Source organism: Achromobacter mucicolens, assembly GCF_029866465.1.
In the GTDB taxonomy this organism is placed as follows: domain Bacteria; phylum Pseudomonadota; class Gammaproteobacteria; order Burkholderiales; family Burkholderiaceae_B; genus Achromobacter; species Achromobacter mucicolens.
Window position 1 is genome coordinate 571,739 of the sequence record NZ_CP123364.1, and the last position, 16,745, is coordinate 588,483.

The following is a 16,745-nucleotide window of genomic DNA, read 5'->3' on the forward strand; positions in this document are numbered from 1 at the left end:
AAACGTGAAAGCTTAACAAATCCCGCAGCCCGAAGACGGCCGGGAGGATCGAATCGTCCCATTCCCCTTTCAGGGGATGTCGACCAGCTGCATCCGGCGCGTCAGGATGCCGACGCGGGAGTTCAGGTAATTGGACTTGCGATGGCTGTCGTAGAAGCGCGGATTGGGCAGCATGGCCGCCAGCCGGGCGGACTGGGCGTTGCCCAGGTTGGCGGCGGTGGTATTGAAATAATGCTTGGCGGCGGCCTGGGCGCCGAATACGCCCACGCCCCACTCGGCGACGTTCAGATAGAGCTCAAGGATCCGTTCCTTGCTCATGACGTGTTCGATCATGTAGGCCAGGACCAGTTCCTGGCCCTTGCGCAGGTAACTTCGCGAGCCGGACAGAAACAGGTTCTTGGCCAGCTGCTGGGTGATGGTGGAGCCGCCGCGCCGCTTGGAGCGCCCGGCCTCTTCCTGTTTCTGGTTGTATTGCCAGGCCTTGCGGATGGCGTCCCATTCGATCCCGTCGTGGTCCGTGAAATTCGCGTCCTCGGACGCGATCACCGCGCGCTTGAGCGAACGGTTGATCTTGTCGTAGGGCACCCATTCGTGCTTGAGCTCGATCCCCGGGTCTTCCTTGCGCAGACGCGACAGCTCTTCGCGCATCATCGCGCTGCTGCCCGGGTCGCGGTAGTTGTACCAGACCACCTGGGCGAACAGCCAGAATTGGTACAGCAGGACGGCGCACACCAGCGCCATCAGCAAGCCGGTGGTGATACGGAACCAGTTTCGGCCGCCGCTGCGGCCAGTTCGGGTCGCCATGCCGTTCAGCTACCGGCGGCCAGCGCCTCGCGCAGCGCCGTCAGGACGGGCGCCGCATCCGGGCGCACGCCGTGCCAGATGAAAAAGCTTTCGGCCGCCTGGCCGACCAGCATGCCCAGCCCGTCGGCGGTCAGCGCGGCGCCGTCGGCCTTGGCCTGCTGCATGAAGGCGGTGGGCTGCGCGCCGTACATCATGTCGTAGGCGGCGGCGCCGTCGGCGTACAGCCCCGGCGGCAGGTCGGGGGCGGCGTTCTGCAGCCCGCTGGCGGTGGCGTTGATGACAAGATTCCAGCCGCCGGGCAGGGCGGCGCTCGCCAGGGCGCCGGCGGTGACTTGGGTCTGCGGTGATACGCCGCTGGCGCGCCAGGCCGCGGCCAGTTCCTCGGCGCGGGCGGCCGTGCGGTTCACGATGTGGATGCGGGCGCAGCCGGCCTCGGCCAGCGGCTGCAGGACGCCGCGCGCCGCGCCGCCGGCGCCGACCAGCAGCACGTTGGCGCCCGCCAGGCGCACGCCCAGGCGCAGCAGGTCGTTGACCAGACCAACGCCGTCGGTGTTGCAGCCGTGCCAGACGCCATCGCGCCACGACAGGGTGTTGACGGCGCCGGCCAGCCGCGCGCGGGCCGACAGGTGGTCCGCCGCGAGGGCGTAGGCCTCAAGTTTGAACGGCACGGTGACATTCAGGCCCAGCCCGCCATCGGCCACGAATTCGGCGACGGCGCCGGCAAAGCCATCCACCGGGGCAAGCAGGCGCTCGTAGCGCAACGGCTTGCCGGTCTGCTGCGAAAACATGGCGTGGATCTGAGGCGAGCGGCTATGCGCGATGGGATTGCCGATGACGGCGTAGCGGGCTTGAGGAATCGCCTCGGTCATGGGGCCTGTGTTTCCAGAGTGTCGTTGACGAAATGCCAGGTGCGGGTGATGACCAGCACGTCCGTATCGCGGGCGATATCGGGCGGGAAGGGGGGGAAGGGCGCGGCCAGCTGGACGATGCGGCGCGCCGCCTGGTTCAGGACCGCATGCGGCGAAGGCTGGTCGATCTCGACCTCGGCGATGCTGCCATCGGCACGGACCGACACCGTGATGCGCAGCGATCCGTAGATGCGGCCGCGGGCTTCGTCGGGGTAATGCTGGGTGCCGACCGTCTCGATGCGCGTGCGCCAGGCATCCAGATACGCGGCGTAGCGGGACGCGTCGGCGGAGGGCGCGATGAACTGTTTGCGCGGTTCGGCGCTGTATTGCTGGACCCGCGCCGCCAGCGCCGCCACCTGGGCGTTCTGGATGACGCTGGCCTGATCCTGGGCGTCCTGGCCGACATCGGCGCCATCGGGCCACGGATTGACCGCCTGGCGCTCGGGGCCGGCGTTGTGCGGCGACTGCAACTGGGTCATCAGCCGGGCCTGTTCAGCTTCGAGCTGCACCTGGCGCTGGCGCATGGCTTCCAGCACGATGGTCTCGGCCGAGCTGCCGGTCTGGGGGAGCGGGGTGGTGGACACGCCGCGGTCGGCGTTGCCGCCGCCGGTCATCTGGTTCTGCGCCACGGTGCGCGGGGTTTCAGGCGGCGTCTCGCTGCGGGCGTTCAGCAGCACGACTTCCAGGCTGGTCACGGGCGGCCGCGTCTGCGCGGGCGCGCTGAACCGCCACGCCAGCGCGCCGGCGTGCACCAACAGCGATATCGCGATGCCGATACGCAGGTAGTGCTGGGCGGGTTGGCCCAGCCACCACAGGTAACGGCTCAGCATCGAGGGGGAATCTGCGTGTTGCACCTGCGCATTGTAAGGCGAGTCCAGGGGCGCGGTGCGCTCCGTCCGACGGCTGTAACAGCCCTCGGACGGACGGTCTAGACCGGATCAGGCGGTCGGCCGGGAAAAGATCCAGACCTTGCTGGCGGGCAGCGCAAGCCGGCAGGGGCCGGGCTCGCGGCCTTCCGGACCGTAGGCGCGCAGGGCGAGGCTGCGGGCCGGATCGGCGTCCGGCGTGCGGAACAGGTATTCCCAGCGGTCGCCCAGATACATGCTGGTCAGCAGCGGCATGTCGACGTGGTTGCCCTCCGGGTCGTCGGCCAGGCGCACCTGCTCGACCCGGATGACCGCGGTGGCATCCTGGCCCGCCACGACGTCCGCGCCGGCCTTGCCCCACAGCGACCAGCCGGGCCCTTCGATGCGGGCTTGCCCGTCGCGCAGCTCGGTGACCTTGCCATCCAACCGGTTGTTGCTGCCCATGAATTCGGCCGTGAACAGGGTGGACGGTGCGCCGTACATTTCCTGCGGCGTGCCCTGCTGCTCAATCTTGCCGTTGTTCAGCAGCAGGATGCGGTCGGAGATCGCCATGGCTTCGCTCTGGTCATGCGTCACCATCAGTGCGGACAGGCCCAGGCGGATGATGAGTTCGCGCAGGAAGGCGCGCGCTTCCTCGCGCAGCTTGGCGTCCAGGTTGGACAGGGGTTCGTCCAGCAGGATGACGGGCGGGCTGTACACCAGCGCCCGGCCGATGGCCACGCGTTGCTGCTGGCCGCCGGATAGCGCGTGCGGGTGGCGCTGGCCAAGCTTGCCCAGGCCCAGCTGGTCCAGCACGGCCTGCACGCGCTCGCGCACCTCGGCGCCCGGTGTCTTGCGCAGCTTGAGCGGATAGGCAACGTTCTCGAACACGGTCTTGTGCGGCCACAGCGCATACGACTGGAACACCAGTCCCAGGTTGCGCTCTTCGGCCGGGATTTCCTGGCGGGCCGCGCCGTCGTACACGACGCGGTTGCCGATGGTGATGCGGCCGCGCTTGGGGCCTTCCAGGCCGGCCACGGCGCGCAGCAACGTGGTCTTGCCGCTGCCCGAGGGCCCCAGCAGGGACACCACTTCGCCCTGGCGCAGCTGCATCGACACGCCCTTGAGCACCGGGTTGTCGCCGTAGTCCAGGTGCAGGTCTTCTACAGAAAGCTCAATCATGAAGTTTGACTCCGAATCGCAGGGCGATGCCCAGGCCGATCACGACCAGAACGATATTGATGAAGGAAAGCGCGGCCACGATGTCGATGGCGCCCGAGGCCCACAGCGACACCAGCATGGAGCCGATGGTCTCGGTGCCGGGCGACAGCAGGTAGACGCCGGTGGAGTATTCGCGCTCGAAGATCAGGAACATCAGCAGCCACGAGCCGATCAGGCCGTACTTGGCCAGCGGCACGGTGACGTGGCGGGTGACCTGGCCGCGGCGCGCGCCGGCGCTGCGGGCGGCCTCTTCCAGTTCGGGCCCCACCTGCAGCAGGGTCGACGAGATGAGCCGCAAGCCATAGGCCATCCACACGACGGTGTACGCAAGCCACACGCTGAAGATGGTGCTGCGCAGGGCGCGCAGCCATTCGACGAAGTTCTCGCGCAGCCATTCGGCGAAGGGCAGGGCCGACAGCCAGCCGCCTTCGTCCACGTCCAGCGCGTTGTCCAGCCACATCGGCACGAACAGGAACACCCACAAGAACGCCAGGCCGGCCAGCAGGCCCGGCACGGCGCGCGGCACCAGCACGCTGTAGTCCATGAAGCGCGTGACGTTGTCCGGCTTGCGGTGCATGGCCAGGCCCACGAACATGTAGCACATGACCGCAAGCGCGCCGCCGAAGACGCCGATGGCGACCGAGTTGACGATGGCGCGCATCAGGTTGGGCTGCGAGAACACGGTACGGAAGGCGTCCAGCGACAGCACGTCAAAGAGCGACACGCCCAGGCCCCAGTTGGACACGAACGCGCGCAGCAAGACGCCCGTCAGCGGCACGATGATGGTGACGAACAGCCAGAACGCCACGACCCCGCCCGCGACCCAGCGCCACTTGCCCAGCGGCAGCGGCCGCGCGCGCGAGGCCTTGCCCTTGACGGTGACGAAGCGGTTGGCGGTGCGCATCAGGCGGCGTTGCAGCATCACCAGCGGGATCGTCATGCAGATCAGCACCACGGCCACCGCGGCCATCAGGTGATAGGACGGGATGCCCAGCTTGTTGGTGAGCTTGTACAGGTAGGTGGCCAGCACCAGGTTGCCTTCCGGGTCGCCCAGCACCAGCACCAGGCCAAACACTTCCAGGCCCAGGAAAAAGAGCAGCACGGTGGCGTACAGCATGGCCGGCCGCACCATGGGCAGGCTGACGGACACCATCACCCGCAGCGGCGAGGCGCCGGTCACCCGCGCGGCCTCTTCCACGTCGGACCCCATGCTGCGCAGCGCCGACGAGATGTACAGGTAGGCGTGCGGCACGTGCGTCAGGCCGGCGATGATGACGATGCTGGTCAGCGAATAGACGTTCCAGGGCACGAAGCCCAGAATGTTCTGCGTCCAGGTCGAGAAAAAGCCAACGGGGCCGGCGGCGACCACGTAGCCGAAGCCCAGCACCATGGGCGACACGAACACCGGCACCAGGATCAGCGGCTCGATCCAGCGGCGGCCCGGCAGGTCGGTGCGGATCATCAGGAACGCCAGCATGCCGCCCAGCGGAATGGCGATGGCGGCCAGCCCGAACGCGAGAATGAAGCCGCTGCGTAGCGCCTTGTAGAAATCGGGGTCCGCGAAGATGAAGCGGAAGGCGTCCAGACTCCAGGTCTTGGACGGGGCAAAGAAGGGCGCCGAGAGAAAACTCTGGATGATGATGAACGACAGCGGCACGTAGATGGCGAGCGCCGTGATCAGCACCACCACGCCGCGTGGCAGGGACTGCCATTTTCTGCGCAATGACTGCATGGGAAATCCTGTGGTCTTGAAGGACGCGGTGGCCGCGCCGCCGGGGACGAGGGCCCCGGGGCAGGGTCAGGCGGACGGCGCGCCGTCCGCTGCGTTTGCGGCGGCTCCGGGCCGCGAGGCCGCCCGGAGCCCGGGCATCACTTGCCCGCTGCGGCCCGCCATTGCTTGATGAATTCCAGGCGCTTGTTCTGGTCCAGGTAGTCCAGCAGCGTTTCGTCGACCGGAATCGGCTTGAGCGAGGCGCCCAGCTTCTTGGTCATGCCGTCCACGTCGTTGTCGCCTTCGATGTCGTCGCGAACGGACGCCAGGTCGGCCTGGTTGGCCATGATTTCCTGGCCCTTCTGCGACAGCAGGTAGTCCATCCACAGCTTGGCGGCGTTGCGGTTCTTCGCCTTCTTGCTGATGAACGCCACGCGCGACAGCACCAGCGCGTAGTCGGTGGGGTAGGCCACGCCCAGCGACGGATCGTTCTTGGCGCGGGTCTCCGCGTACGAGCCCAGGATGTTGTAGCCGATCAGGTTTTCGCCCGAGGACACGCGTTCCATCATGGTGCCGGTGGACGACTGCACGACCAGGCCGCCCTTGGCGATGTCCTTGAGGGTCTCGAAGTACTTGGGATCGTTGGCCTTGTCCTGCACCGCCAGCATGAAGCCGACCGCGGACTTCTCGATGTCGTAGGTGGTGACCTTGTTCTTGAACTTGTCGGGCTGGCTGGCGATCAGCTTGGCCAGCGCGCCGTGCGTGGTGGGCACTTCATTGGCGGGAATGAGCCGCTTGTTGTAGATGAAGACGGCCGGCTCGTAGGTCGTGCCGTAGGCGGAATCCTTCCAGACGGCCCACGACGGCAGCTTGCCGGCCTCGGGCGACTTGTACTTCAGCGCGTAGTCGGTGGCCAGCTTCAGGGCCGAGTCCATCGACGAGCTCCAGACGATGTCGCCGCTGCCGCCGCCCGCCGCCTGTTCGCTGATGTAGCGGTTGTAGAGCTCGGTGCTGTTCATGTCGTTGTATTCGACCTTGACGCCCGGATACATCGCTTCGAAGCCCTTGATGATGGGGCCGGCGGCCTTGGTGTCGGTGGTCGAATAGATGACGACCTTGCCTTCCTTCTTGGCGCCGTCCAGGACCTTCTGGTAGTCGGCCGGATAGCCCGCCGGCACAGCCTGCGCGAAGGCGCTGCCCGAGGCGATGGCGAATGCGGCGGCGCAGGCGGCCGCCAGTTTGGACTTGGCAAGCATGGGTGTTGTCTCCGATTGGATTTGGCTTGATGCGGGCTCTGGGGCCCGCGTGCAGCCATCTTAGGAGTGCGCGTCTGTCGTCGTCCTGTCATGGCGGCAGGCGGCGGCTAGGGGAAATCCCTGGGCCACGCCTGCGCGCCGGGTTACGGACGCTGCGGCGTGTCGGTGACGAGCCGGATCCAGTTCTGCACGAACCGGGAATGGCGGCGCTGGTCCAGGCCGACGAGCAGCGCGGGGCTCAGCACCACGGGCTGCACGATGCCCTGCGACCGCGCCAGCACGGCTTCCGACGTCCACCGTCCCGGCGTGTCTTCCATGATGGACCCCAGCGCGGCATGGCTGGAAGCCACCTGCTGGCCGGCGGGCGACAGCAGCCAGTCGACCAGGGCGCGGCCGAGGTCGGGGTTGGGGGCGGTGCGCGCGATGAGGACCGAGCGCGCCAGCACCAGCACGTAGTCCTGCGGAAACACCACGCCGATGGGCCGGCCCGCAGCCTGGCGCGACAGCGCGTAAGAGCCAAGGATGTTGTAGCCGATGTCGAGTTCGTCGCGCTCGATAGCGTCCAGGATTTCGGCGCTGGTGGCCGCCAGCCGCACGCCGGCCTGGCCCATGGCGTTGGCCAGCCCCCAGAAGTTGGAAGAGACGAGCTCATCCTGTTCGGCCAGCAGATAGCCCACGCTGCTGGCGGCAATGTCGTAGGTGCCGATGCGACCGCGCAGGCGCAACGGATCCTGCTCCAGCAGGCGCAGCAGGTCCTGGCGCGAGCGAGGCACTTCAGCTTCCGCGAAGCGCTTGGGGTTGTAGACGAAGACGGCGGGCTCGAACGTGAAGCCGTAGACCTCGTGCCGCCATATGGCCCACGACGGAAGCCGCGCGGCGTAGGGCGAGGCATAGCTCAGCGCATAGCCATCGTTGGCAAGCCGGATCTGCAGGTCCGACGCGGAACTCATGAGGACGTCCACATCCTTCAATCGCCCTTCGATGGCGGCTTCGTAGAGCTCGCGGCTGCCCATTTCGCGGTACACGACGCTGACGTCGGGGCGATGCGACTGAAAACCCTGGATCAGCGGGGCGACGACGGGCGTGTCCGTGGGGCCGGCGATGGTGAGGACGCGCGAGGACGGTTGGGGCGCGGGATAGCGGGTGATTATCTCGGGGATGCCGGCAACCTGCGGTGCGGCGGGTGGAGCAGCCGCGCCGGTCACCTCGACGTCCGCGGCCCGCACGTCGGCGGACGGCGCGGCCAGCAGCAGGCTGGCGGCGCAGACCGCGGCAGCAGCTGCCATCAGCGCGCGGTTGGCCCCGGCACGCGCCAGCGGCAGGACGACGCGGGCCGTCAGGCCGCCGCCGGGCCGGTCCAGCAGCCACAGCGACCCGCCGTGGGCCACTGCAACGGACCGCACGATCGCCAGTCCCAGTCCGGATCCGGGCAGCGTTTCCCCGGCGCGGCCGCGCGAGAAACGTTGCTGCACCGATTCCTTCTCGTCGTCGGCCACGCCTGGGCCGCGGTCCGAGACAGTGAGCGCGACGCGATAGCCGGCAACGGGCGTGGCCTGGATATCAACCGGCCCGTCCGGCGCGTAGCGCAGGGCATTGTCGACCAGGTTGCGCAACATTTCGCGCAGCGCGATCCGATCGCCGGCGATGCGCGCGCGGCGCACTTCGGGCGCAATGGCGATGCGCAGCCGCTGCGCCTCCAACGGGCCAATGCGGCGGCGCGTTTCGTTGACGGTTTCCGCCACGCCGACCATCGCGCGGGCGCCCTTGCCGAGCCGGTGGGTGATGGTGGCGTCCATGAGCAGCTGGTTGATGAGCTGGCTGGCGTGGGTGGCGTTCAGATGGATGCGTTCGAGCCGGGCGTGCAAGCGCTGCGGATCGGTCTCGTCCAGCGCTACCTCGGCTTGCGCGCGCAGCGAGGCAAGGGGCGTGCGGACCTGGTGCGCGGCATCGGCGACCAGGGTGTTAAGCGTGTCCATGGCGCCAGACAACCGCTGCATGAAGCCGTTGAGCGCTTCGATCAACCGCCGCACTTCGCGCGGGACGGGTTTGACGAGCGGCTCCAGGTCATCCGGCGCTCGCCGCCGCAGTTCGCGTTCGACGACGGCAAGCGGCGCGAAGGCGCGCTGCACGCCAAACCACAACAGGCCCAGCGCGACCAGGGACACGACGACCAGCGGCAGCACGCTGCGGCCAAGAATCTCGCCGGCCAGCGCCTCGCGCGAGCCCAGCGTCTCGGCGACACGCAAGGTGACCCAGCCGGCATGCTGGCTGGCCGAGACCAGGCGGCCAACGGTCGCGACGCGGATGGGTTCGTCGTGATAGCTCAGATAGGTGAAAACGGGCGTGGCCGACTGCGCGAGGGGCAGGCCGGGCGCAAGGTCGCCGTACCCGGTGATGAGCCTGCCGTTTGAAGTGCGCGCTTCATAGAACACACGCTCGCCGCCGGAAAGCATCGCCAGCGAGGACACGGGCGGCTCGACGGTGACTTCGTTGTCTTCGATCTGGACGGACCCGGCAATGGTCAGCGCCGAGGCCGCGAGCAGTCGGTCAAACGCCTGCTCGGCGGCGCGTTGGGCATAACCGCGCAAAAAGAACACGAGCCCGATGAGCGCGCAGGCGAGCAGCACGGCGCCCAACGTGAAGACGCGCTGGCGGATGGAGAAGCTTTCAGGGATGTTCATGGCTGCGGGCCTGATACCCGACGCCCCGCACGGTGACGATATCCACGGACGCACCTGCAAGCTTTTTGCGAAGCCGCGAGATAAGCAGCTCAAGCGCATTGAGCGAGCCGTCGTCCAGGTCGAAGATCTGGTTCATGAGGCGTTCCTTGGCAACGGTCTGGCCCAGCTTGCCGACCAGGATCTCAAGCAACCGGAATTCCCGCCGCCCCAACTCCAGCGGCGTGCCGGCCAGTTCGACATGCCGATTCGCCAGATCCAGACTGAGATTGCCGTAATGCGCCACACTGGTGGTCTGCCCCGCAGGCCGCCGCAACAAGGCGCGCAGCCGGGCTTCCAGTTCGCGCAGATCGAACGGCTTGACCAGGTAGTCATCAGCGCCCAGATCCAGCATGTCGATCTTGTCTTCGATCTCGGCGCGTGCCGTCATGACGAGCACAGGCGCCTCAAGACCCGCCGCCCGCAACTCTCGGATAAGCGTGAATCCATCCTTGCCGGGCAAATTGATATCCAGCACGAGTGCGTCCCAGGTCTCATCCAACCCCCAACGCAACGCCTGCACGCCATCACGCACCCACTGCACACTATGACCCGCCGAACGCAGCTTGCTCTCAACGGCATCGCCAAGATCGAGATTGTCCTCGACCAGCAGAATGCGCATGTTTGCTCCTCCTTTGTTGTGCTTTTTTCTGGGGAGTTTAACGGGGGGCGTTGATGTGCGGTGTGTTGGTGGTGCTTGGAAACCTTTGGGCGGTTGAAGATTGAGTTCTTGAGGCGTCCGGCACGGCGGCGGCCCGGGGCGCGCGGGGCCACGATTGCGGTCCGGAGCCTTCGCTCCGGACTCCCCCTTCGTCATCTTCGTCCGCCTTCGGCTCCCTTCAGATTCCCTCGGGCTTATCGACGCCCCGCGCACCCCGGGCCGCCACCGCACCGGACTCTGGCAGTAGAAATCTTCAGGCCTCCGGGGCGGACAGTGTGCTTGGCATTTTTGCGCGGATTGTCTCGGGCCAGAAACATCTTGCGTAGCCCGTCTCCGTTCGGCCGCGCGGGCGGCCTCCGGAGACTTACGCGGCGTCTTGCGTTTGGATGATGACGCTTCGCGCGTAGGTACGTGCGCCTCACCAGGTGTCTGACACCCGTATAAATGGTCTTCCAGCTTGAAGGAGCGCTTCAAGGGTGTCAGACACCTTTGCGAGAGAGATCAGCACGCGCGCGGTAACGTCACCAGTCGCCGCTAATCGTCCCTTGAACTCAAGTGCCCGATGGGCGGCGCGAACAGATCGGCAAGCTGTAGCGACCCGTCGCCGCGCCGCCCATCACCGCCCACCCCCAACGTGAGGCGGACCATTAGCAAACCAATCACCGCCAGCGCGAAGCGCACCCCTCGCGACGTCCCACCGCCCCGATGCCGATTGCCGCCGCCCGGGCGGCAGCAATTCGGCGGCCCCGCAAATCCCCTTACCTGACCACAGGTCTTACAGCGCCACATACCAAAGACCCTGGCAGCACGGTGACCGCGGCGTCGGGCGACCTACGAAGACGTTACGCGACCGACGAAAACCAACCGCGACCTACGCAGATTCCCCTTTAACTTCGCCCACAAACCGACAATCCAACTCCAGAGACAACTCATCCATCCCCAGAATATCCACTTCAACAGCCGTCCCCCGCTCAAACTCAGGCATCCCACCCACCCGAGTCACCAGCGGCGCATTCGCAAACCGCACGAGATCCTCGCGCAGCACATGCGCCACCGTCCGCGTCACGCCGTTCTGTTTCAGCCAGCGCAGGCACCAGTAGCGTTCCATTGCGCTCTGGAACTCGGCCCAGGCGGCGTATTGCGCGTCGAAGGCGCCGATGATGGCGAACAGGTCCGCGTCGCGCGGCTTGAAGGGGGCGATCAGGCGGGCGGATACGCCGTGTTCCACCGCGGCGATCAGCTGCCACTGGTTGACCAGGTCGACATAGCGGCGCAGCGGCGACGTGCTCCACGCGTATTGCGGGACGCCAATGGCTTCGTGCGGCAGCGCCTGCGTGCTCATGCGCACGCGGCCCGCTTGTTGCGAGCGGTAGATACCAGGCACGCCGTGCTGGTTCAGCAGGCCGCCCCACAGGTTGTTGGCCAGGATCATGTACTCGGCGACCATGCGGTCCAGCGGCGCGTTGCGCTGGCGCGGGACCAGGCGCACAGGCGTGTCGGGATCGTCGGGGTTGCCGTCCAGATAGAAGCTGTATTCGACCCGGGAGTTGTTCTCCGGCTTGCCGCGCACATTTTCGCGTTGCGCCGACAAGGCCTGGGCCAGCTTCCAGAGCGGACGCAGCCAGTGCCCGTAGGGCAGATCGGCCGTCGGGTCCGCGAGGCTTGCCTCGGTGACCTGGGTGTCCAGCATGTTGTGGCGCAGGTTCTCGCGCACGACGATGCGTTCCAGGCGGGTTTCCGATTCGATGACTTCGCCGGTTTCGGAATTGGCGATGACGTACAGCGACAACGCGGGCACTTCGCGGCCGGCGTCCAGGGAGAACGCCTGGATGACGCTGTCCGGCTGCATCGGGATCTTGTCGCCGGGCATGTAGACGGTGGACAGGCGGGCGCGGGCCAGCTTGTCCAGGTCGCTGTCGCGGGTGACGGACAGGCCCGGCGCGGCGACGTGGATGCCGACGCGCACGCGGCCGTCCGGCAGGGTCGAGACCGACAGCGCATCGTCGATTTCCGTCGTGGTGACGTCGTCCACGGAGTAGATCTCGGCATCGGCCAGCGGCAGTTCGCGGTCGATGGGGGGCAGTTCCACGTCGGGGAAGGCCAGTCCGCGCGGGAAGTTGACGGCCAGGAAGCGGCGCTTGTGCAGCGCGAGCGCGTGCGGCCAGGCGCCCAGTTCGAGCAGCAGGCGGTCCGGGGTCTTGCCCAGCTTGGCGCATGCGGCGTCCAGTGCCTTCCATTGCTGCGAGTTCTTGTCCGGGCGGATCAGCAGCGATTCGGCGGCCTGCGCGATCGGCTCAGGCAGGCGGCCGGCGGCCATTTCGTCGACCCATTCCTGCTGCTGCTCGGCCTGCCGCTGCTTCTTTTCCAGCGCGGCCAGCGCGGCGGCCAGGATGTCGGGCGGAGCAGGGCGGTAGCGGCCCTTGCCGCGGCGATGGAAGTAAGCCGGCGCGCCGTGCAGGCGCATCAGCAGCGCGGCCTGTTCGACGGGCGTAGGAGCGTGGCCGAAGTAATCGGCGGCCAGGGCGGGCGAGTCAAATTCTTCCTGAGGCGCGCATTCCCACAGGAATTGCAGGTCCAGGGTTTCGGCCGTGGCGGCCGCCTGGCTCATCAGGGTCGCCGGGTCCGGCGACGCGAAGTTGAACAGGGTGTTGGCGCGCTTGATCTTGCTGCGCTTGCCCGATTCTGACTCCACCTGCAGGCTGGCGTCGGTCTCGGACAGGATATGGCCGGCCTTGAAGCTGCCGTCGTCTTCGTAAAACACATACATGGTGGGGATCGTCCTGGGCGGCGGCCTCGCGCCGCCTTGCGCAGCTTTAGGGGTGTTGAAAGTCGATATTGATTATCAAGGGCGTACCGGCTTGCCGCCTAGGGCGAACTCGAGCACTTCCGGCATCCAGTCCGCGAAATCGGACAAGCCGTGGTCGCTGCCTTGCACGATACGCTGGCGGCAGCCTGCGTACCGGTCGCGCATTTCGCGCCAGTCCAGCACTTCGTCGCCCGTTGCGGCGACCAGGAAATACCGGTCGGGCTGCGTGATGCGCGGCGCATGGATGGCGGCCAGTTCAGCCACATACTCGGGCAAAAAAACGAACGGCGCGCCGGAATGATACATGTGGTGCTCGCCGACCTGGGTGGCAAGGTCGCGCGCGGCGTTGACGGCGGGGTTCAGCAGCACGGCCTTGCAGCCCAGCTGCTCGGCGATCCAGGTGGCGTAGAAACCGCCCAGCGACGAGCCGATGACGGTCAATTCGCGCGGCGAGTCGGCGTTGGCCAGCCGGTCGCGCGCCATGCCCATTGCCAGGTCGATCGCTTCCCGCGGGCTGGCGGGCAGTTGCGGGCAGGCCCAGGCCTCGTTCAGGCCGCGCTCGGCCATGGCGCCCGCCATCATGCGCGCCTTGAAGGAATCAGGCGACGACCGGAAACCGTGTAGATAGAGAATCATTGCTTGCTGTTTCCGTCTGCGTTGCGGGAGGCCGGCTGGAGCTGGCCTTGAGGCCGGTCGGGCGGGCCTGCCGGTTCCGGCTGGGCCCGCGCGATCGGCCGGCGGCGGATTCAGCCGCGCGCCTGCAGCGCGTCCAGCAGCTTGCCATGAATGCCGCCAAAGCCGCCATTGCTCATGACCAGCACCTGGTCGCCCGGGCGGGCGGCGCCGGCGACCGCCGCCACGAGCGCGCCGATGTCATCGTAACTGGAAGCCCGGCCGCCCAGGGGCGCGAGCACCTCGTCCGGGTTCCAGCCCAGCGCATGCTTGCCCTCGTTGGCGCCAAAGCAGAACACCAGGTCGGCGTCTGCCAGGGCCTCGGGCAGACGGGCGGCCATGGTGCCCAGCTTCATGGTGTTGGAACGCGGCTCCAGCACGGCCAGGATGCGCGCGGCGCCAATCTGGCGGCGCAAACCTTCAAGGGTGGTGGCGATGGCGGTGGGGTGGTGGGCAAAGTCGTCATAGACCTTGATACCGTTGACCGTCCCGCGCAGTTCCATGCGGCGCTTGACGCCACCGAAGCGGGTGAGGGCGTCGATGCCCTGTTCTGCCGGCACGCCGACGTGCTCGGCGGCGGCCAGGGCGGCCAGCGCGTTCATGCGGTTATGTTCGCCCGTCAGCGTCCAGCGCACCGTGCCGGCACGCTCGCCGGCGCGGATGACTTCAAAGGCGCCTTCCGCGTCGGGCGGCGAGGCCTGCCAATGGCCGTCGGCCCCGAACGTGACGGTATCGGACCAGCATCCTCGCGCAATCACGCGGTCCAGGGCCTCAGAGTGCGTCGGCCGGACGATGCGGCCCGACCCGGGGATCGTGCGCACCAGGTGGTGGAACTGGGTTTCGATGGCAGCCAGATCGGGGAAGATGTCGGCGTGATCGTATTCCAGGTTGTTCAGGATGGCGGTCCGGGGCCGGTAGTGGACGAACTTGGACCGCTTGTCGAAGAATGCCGTGTCGTATTCGTCGGCTTCGATCACGAAGGGGCGACGCGCCGGATCGTAGCGGGCGGAAACGCGCAGGTCCTGCGCCACGCCGCCGATCAGGAAGTTGGGCGCCAGGCCCGCGGCTTCCAGCACCCAGGCCAGCATCGAGCTGGTGGTGGTCTTGCCATGCGTGCCGGCGACGGCCAGCACATGCGCGCCCGGCAGGATGTTGTCGCCCAGCCATTGCGGACCGGACACGTAGCGCGCCCCGGATTCCAGAATGGCTTCCATCAGCGGATTGCCGCGGCTGACCACGTTGCCGATGACGTACAAGTCCGGCTTGAGCGCCAATTGTTCCGCGCCGAAGCCTTCGATCAGTTCGATCCCCTGTTCGGAAAGCTGGGTGCTCATCGGCGGGTACACGCCCGCGTCGCAACCCGTGACTTTGTGGCCGGCGGCGCGCGCGATCAGCGCCAGCCCGCCCATGAAGGTGCCGCAGATGCCAAGAATGTGCAGGTGCATTGATAAATCTCCTGCCCTGCATTGTATATATAGCGCCGCGACAAGCCGGCGCCGCGCGGGTGCGGCGAAAAACGGCCGCAACGGTTATCATCGCGCCATGAATAGACGCCTACTTCTTTCCGCCGCCGTGGCCGTGGCCGCGACTGTCGCGGGCGGCTACACGCTGATGGGACGCAAGTCCCAGGACGCCGCGGCGCCAGCCGACGCCGGCGATCCGGTGGCCGCCTTGAAGCAGATGAAGCTGCCCGATCTGGCCGGCGCTTCGCATTCGCTGGAAGGCTGGAAGGGCCAGCCCATCGTGGTCAATTTCTGGGCCACGTGGTGCGCGCCGTGCGTAAAGGAAATGCCGGCGCTGGATGCCTTGCAGAAAAAATACCCGAATGTGCGCTTTGTTGGCTTCGGTGTCGATACTGCAGCCAACATGCAAAAATTTGTCGAGAAAATACAGGTTTCGTACCCGCTGTGGGTGATCGGCGCTGGCGCCATCGATACCCTGCGCAAATTGGGAAATCCCAGCGGAGGGCTGCCTTTTACCATCGTTTTCAATGCAGATGGCAGCATTAACCGGAAGATATTGGGTGAAGTCCAGCCCGATGACCTGGGTCGCACGCTGGCGGCGCTGAAGGCGTAAGTCTGTTGGACAAATAGTAGGAATTGGCGTAAAAAGCTGGTTTATCGGCTGTTTTGCCAACAATTGGCAATCCACAATTTGGCACGCGCATGGCGCAAAACATACTGGTATTGCATGGCCCGAACCTGAACCTGCTTGGCACCCGGGAACCTCATATCTACGGCAGTCTTACTCTGGCCCAGATCAATGAGCGTCTCGAGTTGCTCGCGGGTGAATTGGGCGCCACGCTGACTGCGTGGCAAAGCAATCACGAAGGTGCGCTGGTTGACCGCATTCAGGCGGCACGGCAGGACGGCACGGACTTCATCATCATCAACGCAGCGGCCTACACGCACACCAGCGTCGCAATTCGCGATGCGCTGGCCGGGGTCGCGATCCCATTTATTGAAGTACATTTGTCCAATCTGTATAAGCGAGAGCCGTTCAGGCATCACTCTTATCTGTCCGACTTGGCGCAGGGCCTGATCAGCGGCCTGGGCGCGGACGGCTACGAGGCCGCGCTGCGATACGCAGTGCGGCACTGATCTCGCACCAAATTCAACGCTTTTACATCTTATACGGCGCGAACCCGACGCTGGGGCGACGCCGACACTATCTCGGGAAGCAGCTTCTATGGATCTTCGAAAACTCAAAACCCTGATCGACCTGGTGGCTGAATCGGGCATCGCCGAGCTGGAAATCACCGAAGGCGAAGGCAAGGTCAGAATCGTCAAGTTCTCGCAGACCCTGCAGCCGGTGGCCTACCACCAGCCCGAAGCCGGCGTGCCCGCCGCGCCCGTGGCTGCCGCCGCGCCCGCCGCCGCACCGGCCGCGCCCGCTGCCCCGGTCATTCAAGGCCACGTCGTGAAGGCCCCGATGGTCGGCACGTTCTACCGCTCGCCGAACCCGGGCGCCGCCCCGTTCGTCGACGTCGGCGCCACCGTCAAGGAAGGCGATCCGCTGTGCATCATTGAAGCCATGAAGCTGCTCAATGAAATCGAAGCCGACAAGGCCGGCGTCATCAAAGAAATCCTGGTCGAAAACGGTGAGCCCGTCGAGTACGGTCAACCCCTCTTCGTCATTGGCTGA

At 66.5% G+C, this 16,745-nt stretch carries 14 protein-coding genes; 3 read left to right on the plus strand and 11 right to left on the minus strand.

Annotated elements, in window-relative coordinates:
* Nucleotides 1-69: 69 nt before the first annotated feature.
* From mtgA to mpl, 11 genes are all read right to left on the minus strand, one after another.
* Nucleotides 70-804, minus strand: coding sequence for a monofunctional biosynthetic peptidoglycan transglycosylase (gene mtgA, locus QEP15_RS02590; protein WP_056327793.1), 735 nt, complete (start codon nt 802-804; stop codon nt 70-72).
* Nucleotides 805-809: 5 nt separating this feature from the next.
* Nucleotides 810-1,673, minus strand: a complete 864-nt coding sequence (gene aroE, locus QEP15_RS02595; protein WP_056327794.1) for a shikimate dehydrogenase — start codon at nt 1,671-1,673, stop codon at nt 810-812.
* Nucleotides 1,670-2,542: a TonB family protein gene (locus QEP15_RS02600; RefSeq protein ID WP_056327795.1), complete on the minus strand. Its 873-nt coding sequence runs from the start codon at nt 2,540-2,542 to the stop codon at nt 1,670-1,672. The genes aroE and QEP15_RS02600 overlap by 4 nt, the downstream gene beginning before the upstream one ends.
* A gap of 108 nt (nt 2,543-2,650) precedes the next feature.
* Entirely contained in the window at nt 2,651-3,739 is a 1,089-nt protein-coding gene (locus QEP15_RS02605) for an ABC transporter ATP-binding protein (RefSeq protein WP_152383322.1), read from the minus strand.
* Nucleotides 3,732-5,510 (minus strand): ABC transporter permease, encoded by a 1,779-nt coding sequence (locus QEP15_RS02610; protein WP_056327797.1) that lies wholly within the window; start codon nt 5,508-5,510, stop codon nt 3,732-3,734. The genes QEP15_RS02605 and QEP15_RS02610 overlap by 8 nt, the downstream gene beginning before the upstream one ends.
* A gap of 137 nt (nt 5,511-5,647) precedes the next feature.
* Nucleotides 5,648-6,745: an ABC transporter substrate-binding protein gene (locus tag QEP15_RS02615; protein WP_280148404.1), complete on the minus strand. Its 1,098-nt coding sequence runs from the start codon at nt 6,743-6,745 to the stop codon at nt 5,648-5,650.
* Between the two features lie 143 nt (nt 6,746-6,888).
* Complete coding sequence (locus QEP15_RS02620; RefSeq protein ID WP_152383323.1) at nt 6,889-9,426, minus strand: sensor histidine kinase; 2,538 nt, start codon at nt 9,424-9,426, stop codon at nt 6,889-6,891.
* Entirely contained in the window at nt 9,413-10,084 is a 672-nt protein-coding gene (locus QEP15_RS02625; protein WP_056327800.1) for a response regulator transcription factor, read from the minus strand. Before QEP15_RS02625 ends, QEP15_RS02620 begins: the two co-directional genes overlap by 14 nt.
* A 910-nt stretch (nt 10,085-10,994) precedes the next feature.
* On the minus strand, nt 10,995-12,890 hold the full coding sequence (locus QEP15_RS02630) for a ribonuclease catalytic domain-containing protein (protein WP_152383324.1): 1,896 nt from the start codon (nt 12,888-12,890) through the stop codon (nt 10,995-10,997).
* A 75-nt stretch (nt 12,891-12,965) separates the two neighbouring features.
* The gene (locus QEP15_RS02635; protein ID WP_152383325.1) at nt 12,966-13,565 is read right to left on the minus strand and encodes a YqiA/YcfP family alpha/beta fold hydrolase; all 600 of its coding nucleotides are present in this window, start codon (nt 13,563-13,565) and stop codon (nt 12,966-12,968) included.
* Nucleotides 13,566-13,675: 110 nt separating this feature from the next.
* Entirely contained in the window at nt 13,676-15,046 is a 1,371-nt protein-coding gene (gene mpl / locus QEP15_RS02640) for a UDP-N-acetylmuramate:L-alanyl-gamma-D-glutamyl-meso-diaminopimelate ligase (RefSeq protein WP_217618990.1), read from the minus strand.
* A 97-nt stretch (nt 15,047-15,143) separates the two neighbouring features.
* Here mpl and QEP15_RS02645 point away from each other — a divergent pair, with 97 nt between their 5' ends.
* The 3 genes from QEP15_RS02645 to accB all read left to right on the plus strand — a co-directional run bounded on the left by QEP15_RS02645 (nt 15,144) and on the right by accB (nt 16,745).
* On the plus strand, nt 15,144-15,677 hold the full coding sequence (locus QEP15_RS02645; protein WP_217618996.1) for a TlpA family protein disulfide reductase: 534 nt from the start codon (nt 15,144-15,146) through the stop codon (nt 15,675-15,677).
* An 89-nt stretch (nt 15,678-15,766) separates the two neighbouring features.
* Nucleotides 15,767-16,201: a type II 3-dehydroquinate dehydratase gene (gene aroQ / locus QEP15_RS02650; RefSeq protein WP_056327805.1), complete on the plus strand. Its 435-nt coding sequence runs from the start codon at nt 15,767-15,769 to the stop codon at nt 16,199-16,201.
* A gap of 88 nt (nt 16,202-16,289) precedes the next feature.
* Nucleotides 16,290-16,745, plus strand: coding sequence for an acetyl-CoA carboxylase biotin carboxyl carrier protein (gene accB / locus QEP15_RS02655; RefSeq protein ID WP_063951929.1), 456 nt, complete (start codon nt 16,290-16,292; stop codon nt 16,743-16,745).